At 60.7% G+C, this 13,274-nt stretch carries 9 protein-coding genes, 2 tRNA genes and 3 rRNA genes; 5 read left to right on the top strand and 9 right to left on the bottom strand.

Annotated features, from left to right (window positions below):
- Window positions 1–124: 124 nt before the first annotated feature.
- The 5 genes from rrf to G7079_RS03495 all read right to left on the bottom strand — a co-directional run bounded on the left by rrf (window position 125) and on the right by G7079_RS03495 (window position 5,270).
- Window positions 125–239 (bottom strand): 5S ribosomal RNA (gene rrf / locus G7079_RS03515).
- A gap of 144 nt (window positions 240–383) precedes the next feature.
- Window positions 384–3,247: ribosomal RNA gene (locus G7079_RS03510) — 23S ribosomal RNA — on the bottom strand.
- A 216-nt stretch (window positions 3,248–3,463) separates the two neighbouring features.
- Window positions 3,464–3,540: transfer RNA gene (locus G7079_RS03505), tRNA-Ile, on the bottom strand.
- 18 nt (window positions 3,541–3,558) lie between these two features.
- Window positions 3,559–3,634 (bottom strand) — tRNA-Ala (locus G7079_RS03500).
- Between the two features lie 91 nt (window positions 3,635–3,725).
- Window positions 3,726–5,270: ribosomal RNA gene (locus G7079_RS03495) — 16S ribosomal RNA — on the bottom strand.
- The 16S, 23S and 5S rRNA genes sit together here with 2 tRNA genes alongside, the layout of an rRNA operon.
- Window positions 5,271–5,707: 437 nt before the next feature.
- On the opposite strand from G7079_RS03495, the gene G7079_RS03490 reads away from it, so the two are divergent.
- A complete protein-coding gene (locus G7079_RS03490; protein ID WP_166055611.1) occupies window positions 5,708–6,154 on the top strand; it encodes a DUF192 domain-containing protein in 447 nt (148 codons plus the stop codon).
- A 9-nt stretch (window positions 6,155–6,163) separates the two neighbouring features.
- On the opposite strand, the gene G7079_RS03485 is transcribed toward G7079_RS03490, so the two are convergent.
- Window positions 6,164–6,358 carry a rubredoxin gene (locus G7079_RS03485; protein WP_166055609.1) on the bottom strand — a complete coding sequence of 65 codons (195 nt, stop codon included), beginning with the start codon at window positions 6,356–6,358 and terminating at the stop codon, window positions 6,164–6,166.
- 62 nt (window positions 6,359–6,420) lie between these two features.
- On the opposite strand from G7079_RS03485, the gene thiE reads away from it, so the two are divergent.
- The 4 genes from thiE to G7079_RS03465 are packed head-to-tail and all read left to right on the top strand — an operon-like array spanning window position 6,421 to window position 10,361.
- Window positions 6,421–7,038, top strand: a complete 618-nt coding sequence (gene thiE, locus G7079_RS03480; protein WP_166055607.1) for a thiamine phosphate synthase — start codon at window positions 6,421–6,423, stop codon at window positions 7,036–7,038.
- A gap of 26 nt (window positions 7,039–7,064) precedes the next feature.
- On the top strand, window positions 7,065–8,348 hold the full coding sequence (hemL, locus tag G7079_RS03475) for a glutamate-1-semialdehyde 2,1-aminomutase (RefSeq protein ID WP_166055605.1): 1,284 nt from the start codon (window positions 7,065–7,067) through the stop codon (window positions 8,346–8,348).
- A 2-nt stretch (window positions 8,349–8,350) separates the two neighbouring features.
- Complete coding sequence (locus G7079_RS03470) at window positions 8,351–9,226, top strand: ion transporter (RefSeq protein ID WP_166055603.1); 876 nt, start codon at window positions 8,351–8,353, stop codon at window positions 9,224–9,226.
- 7 nt (window positions 9,227–9,233) lie between these two features.
- On the top strand, window positions 9,234–10,361 hold the full coding sequence (locus G7079_RS03465) for a PLP-dependent transferase (RefSeq protein ID WP_166055601.1): 1,128 nt from the start codon (window positions 9,234–9,236) through the stop codon (window positions 10,359–10,361).
- Here the strand turns inward: G7079_RS03465 and G7079_RS03460 are convergent.
- From G7079_RS03460 to G7079_RS03450, 3 genes are all read right to left on the bottom strand, one after another.
- A complete protein-coding gene (locus G7079_RS03460) occupies window positions 10,354–11,583 on the bottom strand; it encodes an acetylornithine transaminase (protein ID WP_166055599.1) in 1,230 nt (409 codons plus the stop codon). The two genes, G7079_RS03465 and G7079_RS03460, sit on opposite strands and share 8 nt — an antisense overlap.
- A complete protein-coding gene (locus G7079_RS03455; RefSeq protein ID WP_166055597.1) occupies window positions 11,580–12,011 on the bottom strand; it encodes a VOC family protein in 432 nt (143 codons plus the stop codon). Before G7079_RS03455 ends, G7079_RS03460 begins: the two co-directional genes overlap by 4 nt.
- A gap of 106 nt (window positions 12,012–12,117) precedes the next feature.
- The gene (locus G7079_RS03450) at window positions 12,118–13,257 is read right to left on the bottom strand and encodes a kelch repeat-containing protein (RefSeq protein ID WP_166055595.1); all 1,140 of its coding nucleotides are present in this window, start codon (window positions 13,255–13,257) and stop codon (window positions 12,118–12,120) included.
- Between the last annotated feature and the right edge of the window lie 17 nt (window positions 13,258–13,274).

Below are 13,274 nucleotides of genomic sequence, written 5' to 3'. Positions count from 1 at the left end.
CGCAACGGCTTCGGTGAGTTTCTTGCGGTTTGTATTGCAAGCTCTGCGCAAGTCAGATCATTGCCAGACACCTTAAAAGACAATACCCCGGGCCTTTCGGCCCGGGGTATCGCTTTTATAAAGACCCTGGCGATGACCTACTCTTGCATGGCTTGAGCCACACTACCATCGGCGCAGCTGTGTTTCACTTCCGAGTTCGGGATGGGATCGGGTGGTACCACAGCGCTGTTATCACCAGGGAGAGGGTGGAGGGTCGCCGGCTTCAGGTGAAGTAGCGCCACGCTCTCAGAGGGTGGGAAGAAGAGTGAACGAGCGTTCGTGCAAGCCATCAACGTGTTGAGGCCAAGGGTTTCATTCGAGTTATCGAAGAAACTTGAGGTGATATGGTCAAGCCACACGGATCATTAGTACAGGTAAGCTCAACGCATTACTGCGCTTACACACCCTGCCTATCAACGACCTAGTCTTGATCGTTCCTTAAGGGGACTTGTGTCCCGGGAGATCTCATCTTGAGGCGCGCTTCCCGCTTAGATGCTTTCAGCGGTTATCGCTTCCGAACGTAGCTACCCGGCAATGCCACTGGCGTGACAACCGGAACACCAGGGGTTCGTCCACTCCGGTCCTCTCGTACTAGGAGCAGCCCCTCTCAAATCTCCAACGCCCACGACAGATAGGGACCGAACTGTCTCACGACGTTCTGAACCCAGCTCGCGTACCACTTTAAATGGCGAACAGCCATACCCTTGGGACCGACTACAGCCCCAGGATGTGATGAGCCGACATCGAGGTGCCAAACACCGCCGTCGATATGAACTCTTGGGCGGTATCAGCCTGTTATCCCCGGAGTACCTTTTATCCGTTGAGCGATGGCCCTTCCATACAGAACCACCGGATCACTAAGTCCTAGTTTCCTACCTGCTTGATCCGTCGATCTTGCAGTCAAGCACGCTTATGCCTTTGCACACAGTGCGCGATGTCCGACCGCGCTGAGCGTACCTTCGAGCTCCTCCGTTACACTTTGGGAGGAGACCGCCCCAGTCAAACTACCCACCATACACGGTCCCCGACCCGGATTACGGGCCCAGGTTAGAACGTCAAGCACATCAGGGTGGTATTTCAAGGTTGGCTCCACCACAGCTAGCGCCATGGTTTCACAGCCTCCCACCTATCCTACACAGACGAACTCAACGTTCAGTGTAAAGCTATAGTAAAGGTTCACGGGGTCTTTCCGTCTTGCCGCGGGAACGCTGCATCTTCACAGCGATTTCAATTTCACTGAGTCTCGGGTGGAGACAGCGCCGCTGTCGTTACGCCATTCGTGCAGGTCGGAACTTACCCGACAAGGAATTTCGCTACCTTAGGACCGTTATAGTTACGGCCGCCGTTTACCGGGGCTTCGATCAAGAGCTTCGCCTTGCGGCTGACCCCATCAATTAACCTTCCGGCACCGGGCAGGCGTCACACCCTATACGTCCACTTTCGTGTTTGCAGAGTGCTGTGTTTTTGATAAACAGTCGCAGCGGCCTGGTCACTTCGGCCGACCTCAGCTATTCACCATGGTCGGCGCACCTTCTCCCGAAGTTACGGTGCTATTTTGCCTAGTTCCTTCACCCGAGTTCTCTCAAGCGCCTGAGAATTCTCATCCTGCCCACCTGTGTCGGTTTACGGTACGGTCTGCGTAAGCTGAAGCTTAGGGACTTTTCCTGGAAGCGTGATATCGGTGACTTTGTCCCATTGGACTCGTCCTTGACCTCAATGTTGCGCCCCCGGATTTGCCTAAGGGCACCACCTCAGTCCTCTCACCGCGACAACCAACGCGCGGCTCACCTAACCTTCTCCGTCCTCCCATCGCACTTACGCGAGGTGCTGGAATATTAACCAGCTTCCCATCGACTACGCATTTCTGCCTCGCCTTAGGGGCCGACTCACCCTGCGTCGATTAACGTTGCGCAAGGAAACCTTGGGCTTTCGGCGTGCGGGCTTTTCACCCGCATTATCGTTACTCATGTCAGCATTCGCACTTCCGATACCTCCAGCAGACTTCTCAATCCACCTTCGCAGGCCTACGGAACGCTCCTCTACCGCGTACACCAAAGGTGCACACCCCAAGCTTCGGTTTACTGCTTAGCCCCGTTAAATCTTCCCCGCAGACCGACTCGACCAGTGAGCTATTACGCTTTCTTTAAAGGGTGGCTGCTTCTAAGCCAACCTCCTGGCTGTCTGTGCCTTTCCACATGGTTTTCCACTCAGCAGTAATTTGGGACCTTAGCTGTGGGTCTGGGTTGTTTCCCTTTTCACGACGGACGTTAGCACCCGCCGTGTGTCTCCCGTACAGTCCGTCTCGGTATTCGGAGTTTGCAATGGTTTGGTAAGTCGCAATGACCCCCTAGCCATAACAGTGCTCTACCCCCGAGAGGATACATACGAGGCGCTACCTAAATAGCTTTCGAGGAGAACCAGCTATCTCCGGGTTCGATTAGCTTTTCACTCCTAATCACAGCTCATCCCCGTCTTTTGCAACAGACGTGGGTTCGGGCCTCCAGTTGATGTTACTCAACCTTCACCCTGGCCATGACTAGATCACCCGGTTTCGGGTCTACTGCCCGCGACTATGCGCCCTTATCAGACTCGGTTTCCCTTCGCCTCCCCTATACGGTTAAGCTCGCCACGAACAGTAAGTCGCTGACCCATTATACAAAAGGTACGCCGTCACTCCTTGCGGAGCTCCGACTGCTTGTACGCACACGGTTTCAGGTTCTATTTCACTCCCTTCACCAGGGTTCTTTTCGCCTTTCCCTCACGGTACTGGTTCACTATCGGTCGGTCAGGAGTATTTAGCCTTGGAGGATGGTCCCCCCATGTTCAGACAGGGTTTCACGTGCCCCGCCCTACTCAATTTCATCGATCAGGCCCTTTCGCATACGGGGCTGTCACCCGCTATGGCCACCCTTTCCAGAGTGTTTTGCTAAAACAAGATCGACTTTTGGGCTAGTCCGCGTTCGCTCGTCGCTACTTACGGAATCTCGGTTGATTTCTTTTCCTACGGTTACTTAGATATTTCAGTTCACCGCGTTCGCCTTGCATGGCTATGTATTCACCATGCAATACCCTTGCGGGTGGGTTTCCCCATTCGGACATTGCCGGATCAAAGCTTATTGCCAGCTCCCCGACACTTTTCGCAGGCTGTCACGTCCTTCATCGCCTCTGACCGCCAAGGCATCCACCGTGTGCGCTTATTCGCTTGACCATATCACCCCAAGTTGCCTCGGAGCGATACGCATACCAGCGAATGGTACGACTATCACTTTGATAAAGATGGCTTACGCCATCTCGCCTCAGCCTCGACACGTTTGCAAGACTTGCATCTCAAACGCTCGTTTGACTCTTCTTCCCGATTTTCAAAGAACATGCCCCGACTTCAACGTCGAGGCATTCAATGTGTGCGTGCGCAGAACATTCAGAGTGGTGGGTCTGGGAGGACTCGAACCACCGGCCTCACCCTTATCAGGGGTGCGCTCTAACCACCTGAGCTACAGACCCAAAAGTCTTGCTTAGTAGTGGTGGAGCCTGTCGGGATCGAACCGACGACCCCCTGCTTGCAAAGCAGGTGCTCTCCCAGCTGAGCTAAGGCCCCGTAATACGGGACACGCAACCCCCTGCGGGATCACGTTCTCTGAATGCAGGTCACTTGTGCGGACGTCTGGCAATGCGTTGCCATTATCTCAAAAGGAGGTGATCCAGCCGCACCTTCCGATACGGCTACCTTGTTACGACTTCACCCCAGTCATCGGCCACACCGTGGCAAGCGCCCTCCCGAAGGTTAAGCTACCTGCTTCTGGTGCAACAAACTCCCATGGTGTGACGGGCGGTGTGTACAAGGCCCGGGAACGTATTCACCGCAGCAATGCTGATCTGCGATTACTAGCGATTCCGACTTCATGGAGTCGAGTTGCAGACTCCAATCCGGACTGGGATGGGGTTTCTGGGATTGGCTTACCGTCGCCGGCTTGCAGCCCTCTGTCCCCACCATTGTAGTACGTGTGTAGCCCTGGCCGTAAGGGCCATGATGACTTGACGTCATCCCCACCTTCCTCCGGTTTGTCACCGGCGGTCTCCTTAGAGTTCCCACCATTACGTGCTGGCAACTAAGGACAAGGGTTGCGCTCGTTGCGGGACTTAACCCAACATCTCACGACACGAGCTGACGACAGCCATGCAGCACCTGTGTCACGGTTCCCGAAGGCACCAATCCATCTCTGGAAAGTTCCGTGCATGTCAAGGCCAGGTAAGGTTCTTCGCGTTGCATCGAATTAAACCACATACTCCACCGCTTGTGCGGGCCCCCGTCAATTCCTTTGAGTTTCAGTCTTGCGACCGTACTCCCCAGGCGGCGAACTTAACGCGTTAGCTTCGATACTGAGCTCCAAGTTGAGCCCAACATCCAGTTCGCATCGTTTAGGGCGTGGACTACCAGGGTATCTAATCCTGTTTGCTCCCCACGCTTTCGTGCCTCAGTGTCAGTGCTGGTCCAGGTAGTCGCCTTCGCCACAGATGTTCCTCCCGATCTCTACGCATTTCACTGCTACACCGGGAATTCCACTACCCTCTACCGCACTCTAGCCTGCCAGTATCCAATGCCATTCCCAGGTTGAGCCCAGGGCTTTCACATCAGACTTAACAAACCACCTACGCACGCTTTACGCCCAGTAATTCCGAGTAACGCTTGCACCCTTCGTATTACCGCGGCTGCTGGCACGAAGTTAGCCGGTGCTTATTCTTCCGGTACCGTCAGGACACCCAGGTATTAACTGGATGCTTTTCTTTCCGGACAAAAGAGCTTTACAACCCGAGGGCCTTCTTCACTCACGCGGCATGGCTGGATCAGGCTTGCGCCCATTGTCCAATATTCCCTACTGCTGCCTCCCGTAGGAGTCTGGACCGTGTCTCAGTTCCAGTGTGGCTGATCATCCTCTCAGACCAGCTACGGATCGTCGCCTTGGTGGGCCTTTACCCCGCCAACTAGCTAATCCGACATGGGCTCATCCAATCGCGCCAGGCCCGAAGGTCCCCGGCTTTCCCCCGAAGGGCGCATGCGGTATTAGCGTAAGTTTCCCTACGTTATCCCCCACGACTGGGCAGATTCCCATGTATTCCTCACCCGTCCGCCACTCGCCACCCACAGAGCAAGCTCTGCTGTGCTGCCGTTCGACTTGCATGTATTAGGCCTGCCGCCAGCGTTCACTCTGAGCCAGGATCAAACTCTTCACTTAAAACTGCATAGCCTTAAAGGCCAAATTGCTTTAGATGCAGAGCCCGTCCAGCTCACTTACTCGCTGTACGTTGTACTTGCGTACGAATACTTTGAATCATGTGATCTGTTCAGACATCTGCTGATGGTCAACTGCCACCACCAGACGCCCGCACAAGTCACCTGCGCACACTGTCAAAGATCTTCGGGGCCGGCCTCAGCGCCTTTCCCGTTGCCCCACCGAAATCACTTTCAGCGAAGCGAGCCGCACATCATACAAGGTTTTTACTGACCGTCAACACCCTGTGAAGCGACTTTTTCGACCGCCTTCGCTTCGGAACGAGTCCGCAGCTCGGCAGGGCGCGCATCATGCCGAATCGGAAAGCGAAGCGGAAGTCTTGCGCCTTGACGCAATCCGTGCTCCGCGCGAAGGTGCCCCACTTTCCCGAGGAAATACGCATGCGCGCACTTGCCCTGACCCTGTTCGCTGCCTGTTCGCTGACTGCCTGTGCAAGCGGGCGTGGCCCGTGGGTGGAGCTGGCCGGGCAACGCTATGCCATTGAAGTTGCCGACGACGATGCAGAGCGCGCACGCGGGCTGATGTACCGCGATGCAATGCCCGCACAGAACGGCATGTTGTTCATCCATGACGCCGAAGAGCCGCAGGCGTATTGGATGAAGAACACCAAGATCCCACTGGACATCCTCTACTTCGACAATAGCCGCAAGCTGGTGACGCAACAGCGCGACATCCCACCCTGCTCGCTCGGCGATCGCTGCCCGTCGTATCCAAGCAATGCACCTGCCCGCTACGTGCTGGAACTCAATGCCGGCGAAGCGGCGCGACTGAAACTGCAGGATGGCGCGGAACTGAAATTCGGCCCCGGCATTCCGCCTGCGAAGTGAAACGCAGGCTCAGTCCTGCATCAGTTCGAAATCGTCCTTGCTGACGCCGCAATCCGGGCAAGTCCAGGTATCCGGAATATCTTCCCAGCGCGTGCCAGGCGCGATGCCGTCTTCGGGCAAGCCCTGCGCCTCGTCGTAGACGAAACCGCAGACCACGCACATCCAGGTGCGATACGGGGCGTCTACAGCGGCAGATTCGGGCATCGGGGCGGATAATGTGGGAACTGGCGCGATTGTCCCATCCCGCGCCGAACTACGGAAGCAACATGCCCGGACGCCGGCTCCAACGCGGTCTGTACCTGATCACACCCGACGAACGCGATGGCGAACGATTGCTCGCGCGCACCTTGCCGTTGCTACCGTTCGCGTCGTGCCTGCAGCTGCGCAACAAGGTGATGGATGCCGGCGCACTGCGTGATGTCGGCGCGCGACTGCGCACCGCATGCGCTGTGGCACGCATACCCTTCATCGTCAATGACGATGTCGAACTGGCGCGTTCACTCGATGCAGATGGCATTCACCTCGGCGAACATGACGGCGCGATCGGCGAAGCCCGCGCGCGGCTTGGTCGCGACGCGATCATCGGCGCCTCCTGCTACGACAACCTGCAGCTCGCCTGCGACGCTGCCGCAGCCGGTGCGGACTACATCGCCTTCGGCGCATTCTTCCCGTCGCCAACCAAGCCGCATGCGCGGCGCGCGAACATCGACCTGCTGCGCGACAGCGCCGGCCTTGGTGTGCCGCGGGTGGCGATCGGCGGCATCACCCCGGACAATGCACGGCCATTGGTCGACGCCGGCGCAGACCTGCTCGCCGTGATCAGCGGCGTGTTCGATGCGCCCGATCCCATCGCCGCGGCACGCGCCTACCTCTCCCTGTTCTGAAACATAAATTCCGAAGACCACAGCCCATGAACAACGAACGCTCGCACGATCTTTTCACCCGCGCCCAACAGCTGATGCCCGGCGGCGTGAACTCACCGGTGCGCGCGTTCAAATCCGTAGGCGGCGAGCCATTCTTCGCACAACGTGCTGAAGGGCCGTATCTGTTCGATGTCGACGGCAACCGCTATATCGACTACGTGGGTTCGTGGGGGCCGATGATCGTTGGCCACAATCATCCGAAGGTGCTGGAAGCCGTCATCGAGACCGCGCGCAACGGACTGAGTTTCGGCACGCCGAATCCGCTGGAAGTGACGATGGCCGAAGTCTTCACCCGGCTGATCCCCAGCTGCGAGATGGTGCGCATGGTCAACTCCGGCACCGAGGCGACGCTATCGGCGATTCGCCTCGCGCGCGGCGCGACCGGGCGCATGCGGATGGTGAAATTCGAGGGCGGCTACCACGGCCACGGCGACAGCTTCCTGGTCAAGGCCGGCAGCGGCGCGCTGACCTTCGGCGTGCCCACTTCGCCCGGTGTGCCCAAGGCACTGGCGGACCTCACCCTGACATTGCCCTACAACGATTTCGATGCGGCCACGGCGTTGTTCGACGAATGCGGTAGCGACATCGCCTGCCTGATCGTGGAGCCGGTGGTCGGCAACGCCAACTGCCTGCCTCCACGCCCTGGCTTCCTGCAACACCTGCGCGAGTTGTGCACCAAGCACAGCGCGTTGCTGATCTTCGACGAAGTGATGACCGGCTTCCGCGTCGCATTGGGCGGTGCGCAGGCGCGCTACGGGGTGACGCCGGATCTGTCGACATTCGGCAAGGTCATCGGCGGCGGCATGCCGGTGGGCGCTTATGGCGGCCGTCGCGAGCTGATGCAGCAAATCGCACCGGCCGGCCCGATCTACCAGGCCGGCACCCTGAGCGGCAATCCGGTGGCGATGGCGGCGGGCCTTGCGATGCTGGAGCTGGTGCAGGCACCGGGTTTCCACGATGCGCTGGAAGCGAAGACGAATGCACTGTGCGATGGACTTGAAGCCGCTGCGCGTGATGCCGGCGTGGCGTTCACCACCCAGCGCGTGGGCGGCATGTTCGGCATGTTCTTCAGCAGCGAGATCGTCGATACCTATGCGCAGGCGATGGCCTGCGACACCGCCGCGTTCAATCGCTTCTTCCACGCGATGCTGGAGCGCGGTGTGTACCTGGCGCCGTCCGCGTTCGAAGCCGGTTTCATGTCCAGCGCGCATGACGACGACGCCATCGCCTCCACCATCGAAGCAGCCCGCGCGGCGTTTGCTAGCCTGTAGCCATGGAGCAACCGCACACCGACGCCCGGCCGCGCAACGTGTTCGAGCAGGAGCATTTCCCGGCCGTGCCGGACGGCGCACGGTACAAGTGGTATCGGCTGATCTTCCACCACGACGAACGCGACGAGCGCAATTTCGACCTGTGGCTGATCATGGCGATCCTGGCCAGCGTGGCCGTGGTGATCCTGGACAGCGTGCCGTCGATCAAGGCGCAGTGGCATGGCGTGCTGTATCTGGCCGAGTGGTTCTTCACCCTGCTGTTCACCGCGGAGTACGCCTTGCGGCTCTGGGTGGTGCGCAAGCCGTTGCGTTATGCGCGCAGCTTCTTCGGCATCATCGACTTGCTGGCGATCCTGCCCACCTTCCTCTCGCTGCTGTTCCCGGCCAGCGCTTCGCTGACGGTGATCCGCGCACTCCGCTTGCTGCGCGTGTTCCGCGTACTGAAGCTGGTGGAATATTCCAGCGAAGCCGGCGTACTGATCGACGCCCTGCTGCGTAGCCGACGCAAGATCTTCGTGTTCATCGCCACCTTGCTGACCATCGTGGTGATCTTCGGTGCATTGATGTACGTGGTCGAAGGCCCGGAACACGGTTTCACCAGCATCCCCACCGGCATGTACTGGGCGGTGGTGACGGTAGCGACGGTGGGTTTCGGCGACATTGCGCCTTCCACCGCCTTCGGCCGCTTCATCACTTCGATCCTGATCGTGATCGGTTACAGCATCATCGCGGTGCCCACCGGCATCTACACCGCTGAACTGGCGCGCACGATGCAACCGAAACGGCGGCATGCGCGTTGCCCGGAATGCGGATTGCTCGACCATGAAAGCGACGCCTGGCATTGCCGCAAATGCGGCCGCACCCTTCCCTGCGAATGAGGTTTGCATGACCGCGAAACAGCCCGCCACCCTCGCGGTCCATGTCGGCAACGAGCCCGATCCGACGACGGGCGCGGTCGCGCCGCCGTTGCACTTGAGCACCACCTTCCGCCACGGCCCCGCCGGCGAGCGCAGCGCCGGCTACGAATACCAGCGTGAAGGCAACCCGACCAACGACCGCCTGCGCGAGGCGCTGATGGCGCTGGAAGGCGGCAAGCAAGCGATGACCTTTGCCTCCGGCATGGCGGCGATGACCACCTTGCTGGAATGCCTGCCCAACGGCGCGCGCGTGCTGTTCCCGGACGACTGCTACACCGGCTTGCGCATGCTGTTCGAGGAATTCCTGCCCGAACGCGGGATCCAGGCAACCGTGGTCGACATGGCCGATCTCGATGCCGTGCGCGCCGCGTGCACCACGCCGCTTGCGATGCTGTGGATCGAGACGCCTTCCAATCCATTGATGAAGGTCGCCGACATCGCCGCACTTGCGGAGATCGGCCATCGCGCGGGCGCCACGGTCGTGGTGGACAACACCTTCGCCACGCCATTGCTGCAGCGTCCGCTGGCGTTGGGTGCCGACATCGTCATGCATTCGACGACCAAGTATTTCGGCGGCCATAGCGACGTGCTCGGCGGCGCGCTGGTATTCGCCGAAGACGACGCGCTCGCGCACAAGGTCGCGCACCGACTGCACGTGACCGGCGCGGTGCTGGCGCCGTTCTCCGCGTGGCTCACGCTGCGCGGCTGCCGCTCGCTGGGCGCGCGCATGGCGATGCACTGCGCGAACGCGCGCAAGGTCGCGGACTTCCTGGCGACGCATCCGGCGGTCGAACGGGTGAACTGGCCGGGACTGTCGATCCATCCCGGCCACGACATCGCCGCACGACAGATGCGCGACTTCGGCGGGATGATGAGCATCCAGCTCCGTGGCGGTCGCGAGGCCGCGCTGGCGATGGCCGGCAAACTGCACTTGTTCACCAATGCGACCTCGCTGGGCGGTTGCGAATCGCTGGTCGAACATCGCGCCTCGGTGGAAGGCGCGAACCCGCGTTCGCCGCAGAACCTGCTGCGGCTCTCCGTGGGGCTGGAGGACGGCGACGACCTCATCGCCGACCTCGCCCAGGCGCTCAGCTAAGCGCGAACGCCTGCAGCGCCTTGCGCAAGCGCGCCAGGCCGTCGGCGATTTCGTCGTCGCGGATGTTCAAGGCCGGCACGAAGCGCAGCACATCCGGGCCGGCCTGCAACAGCAACAATCCATTCGCGGCGGCGGCATCGAGGATCGCGCCAGCCTTGCCTGCGTGCTCGGGCTTGAGCACCGCACCCAGCATCAAACCGCGACCGCGCACTTCGGAAAACAGGTCGAGCTCCGCGTTGATCGCCGCGATGCCGTCGCGAATCGCCTGCGCCTGACGCCGCACATTGGCGGCGATGTCGTCCGAGGCGAGTTTGCGCAACGCGACCCGCGCAACGGCGGCCGCCAACGGATTGCCGCCGAAGGTGGTGCCGTGCGCGCCGAACTGCATGACCTCTGCGACTTTCGGGCCGGCCAGCATCGCACCGATCGGGAAGCCACCACCCAGCGCCTTGGCGAGCGTCACGATGTCCGGCATCACTTCATCTTGCCAGTGTGCGAACAGGCTGCCGGTGCGACCCATGCCGCACTGGATCTCATCGAACACGAGCAAGGCGTCGTGCGCATCGCACAGCGCGCGCAGGCCGGCGAGGAAGCCGGGCGCCGCCGGCATCACTCCACCCTCGCCCTGTACCGGCTCGACCATCACCGCAGCGACATCGCCGGCCGCCATCGCTGCCGCCACGGCATCGAGATCATTGAAGTCGGTGTAGCGGAAACCACCTGGCAACGGTTCGTAGCCTTCCTGGTACTTGGGCTGCGCGGTCGCAGTGACCGCGGCCAGCGTGCGGCCGTGGAAGCTGCCGCGGAACGTGAGGATGACGCGCTGGTCGGGGCCACGACCTTGCGATGCGGCCCATTTGCGCACCAATTTGATCGCGGCTTCATTCGCTTCCGCACCGGAATTGCACAGGAACACGCGCTGCGCGAAGCGCGAAGAGGCCACCAGCTCATCCGCCAACCGCAACGGTGGTTCGCTGTAGAACACGTTGCTGGTGTGCCAGAGCTTGTTCGATTGTTCGTGCAGCGCGGCGACCAGATCCGGGTCGCAATGGCCCAGGCTGCACACCGCGATGCCGGCACCGAAGTCCACGTAGTCGCGACCCTCTGCATCCCACAGCCGCGCGCCTTGTCCGCGCTGCAGGATCAGTTCGCGCGGGCGGTACACCGGCAGGTAGCGATCGCGCCCCAGCGTGAGCAGATCGTTGCTGTCCATCGTGCTCACCAGACCCCCGTGTTCGGCATCGAAGCCCAAGGCTCCTGCGGCGGCAGGTGGCCGTCCTGCAGCAGTTCGACGGAGATCAGATCGGGCGAACGCACGAAGGCCATGTGGCCATCGCGCGGCGGGCGATTGATCGTGTAACCCATCGATTGCAGGTGGGCACAGGTGGCGTAGATGTCGGCAACGCGGAACGCGAGGTGGCCGAAGTTGCGGGCACTGCCGTAGTCCTCGGTCGTGCCGTCTTCGTTCGGCCAGTTATAGGTCAGCTCGATTTCGGCACCGGGGGTTTCGTCCGCCGCCAGGAACACCAGGGTGAAACGCCCCTGCTCGTGCTCCATCCGCCGGGTTTCCTTCAGGCCCAGGCCGTCGATGAAGAAACGCAGGGTGGCGTCCAGGTCGCGGACGCGGATCATGGTGTGCAAATACTTCATCACGGTATCCGTGGATTGGATGCCGCCATGATCCCATGAAGCCACGCCCGACAACCAAGGCCACGGGGGTCAAGGCATTGCGTAAGAAGCCGGCCCACGAACAACGCTACGGGCGGTATAACCAAGCGGATGCACGCGGACCGGTACCGTTGCCGTAGCCGCCCGTGATCAAGACTTCGCCGCCACTGATCGGCGCAGCCGCAGAGAATTGGCCCGCCATTCTCGGTTTGCCTGGCACAAGTCGGAAGACCCTGCTCGTAGGGTCGTATATCTCCGCCTGGGGAGCGCCTCCCGAAACCAGCACCTTCCCGTTTGGAAGGACAAGGCTGCTGCCCCCATGCTTGTATCGCCCAAGCTTCATTTCGGGGCCGGCGATGAATGAGCCGGTCTTGGGATCGAACAGTTCGCTGGAACTGTAGACCCCGCGATCATCCCGATGATCCGCACCACCCGTAATCAACACGCGGCCTTCCGGAAGCAGCACGGCATCATGCTTGTGACGCGGCATGCGCATGGCGCCTGCACGACTGAACCGTCCCGAGGCAGGGTTGTAGAGTTCGGCGGACGCCAGAATCGTGAGATTCTTTCGCTGGCCGTTGTGCCCACCTACCACGACCACTCTGCCGTCAGGCAAGAGAACGCCTCGGTGGCTCTCGCGGGGCATCGTCATCTCGCCCGTGGGTGAAAAGCGGCCTGTCGCGGGATCGTAGATCTCGGCGCTCGCAAGATAGTTCCAGCCGGATCCCAAGCCTCCTGCGATCAGGACCTTCCCACCGATCAAGGGAATGGCGACATGATCGGCGCGAGGTGTTTTCATCGCACCGGTCGGCGCGAACGCATTCGTCCTAGGATCGAACAACTCCGCCGACCCCAGCGTCACGGCGCCCTCGCCGTAACCACCGGCAATCAGCACTTTCCCGTCGGGAAGCAAGGTCGCTGTGTGGCTGTGGCGTGTGGTGATCATGGGTGGCAAGGCGACGAAGCGCCTCGTAGCGGGCTGGTAGGCCTGGGCACCCACCGACGAACCCTTCACGATGAAGCCACCTGCGACCAACACGCGGCCATCGGCAAGCGCGGTTGCGCTGTGCGCCGAGCGCGCCACCTGCATGTCGGCGATGGCGATCAATGATCCTGTCGACGGCTGCCCTGGCTCGCTTCTCGTGCCGGCAGCGTCATTTGGCAGCCCAAGACCGAGTGTCGCGGCAACCATCAGCGACGCGAGGCAGCTCCACGGCTTTCCTTTCATGGACGTTCTCCAGCAGG

This window comes from Thermomonas sp. HDW16, from assembly GCF_011302915.1.
GTDB lineage: Bacteria > Pseudomonadota > Gammaproteobacteria > Xanthomonadales > Xanthomonadaceae > Thermomonas.
This window is presented reverse-complemented; position numbering and strand designations above follow the sequence as displayed.

What these genes read in the sequence shown, in the direction of transcription:
- G7079_RS03490 (WP_166055611.1), top strand. Translation starts at nt 5,708, where the DNA reads ATGCGCGCACTTGCCCTGACCCTGTTCGCTGCCTGTTCGCTGACTGCC.
- G7079_RS03485 (WP_166055609.1), bottom strand. Translation starts at nt 6,358, where the DNA reads ATGCCCGAATCTGCCGCTGTAGACGCCCCGTATCGCACCTGGATGTGC.
- thiE (WP_166055607.1), top strand. Translation starts at nt 6,421, where the DNA reads ATGCCCGGACGCCGGCTCCAACGCGGTCTGTACCTGATCACACCCGAC.
- hemL (WP_166055605.1), top strand. Translation starts at nt 7,065, where the DNA reads ATGAACAACGAACGCTCGCACGATCTTTTCACCCGCGCCCAACAGCTG.
- G7079_RS03470 (WP_166055603.1), top strand. Translation starts at nt 8,351, where the DNA reads ATGGAGCAACCGCACACCGACGCCCGGCCGCGCAACGTGTTCGAGCAG.
- G7079_RS03465 (WP_166055601.1), top strand. Translation starts at nt 9,234, where the DNA reads ATGACCGCGAAACAGCCCGCCACCCTCGCGGTCCATGTCGGCAACGAG.
- G7079_RS03455 (WP_166055597.1), bottom strand. Translation starts at nt 12,011, where the DNA reads ATGAAGTATTTGCACACCATGATCCGCGTCCGCGACCTGGACGCCACC.
- G7079_RS03450 (WP_166055595.1), bottom strand. Translation starts at nt 13,257, where the DNA reads ATGAAAGGAAAGCCGTGGAGCTGCCTCGCGTCGCTGATGGTTGCCGCG.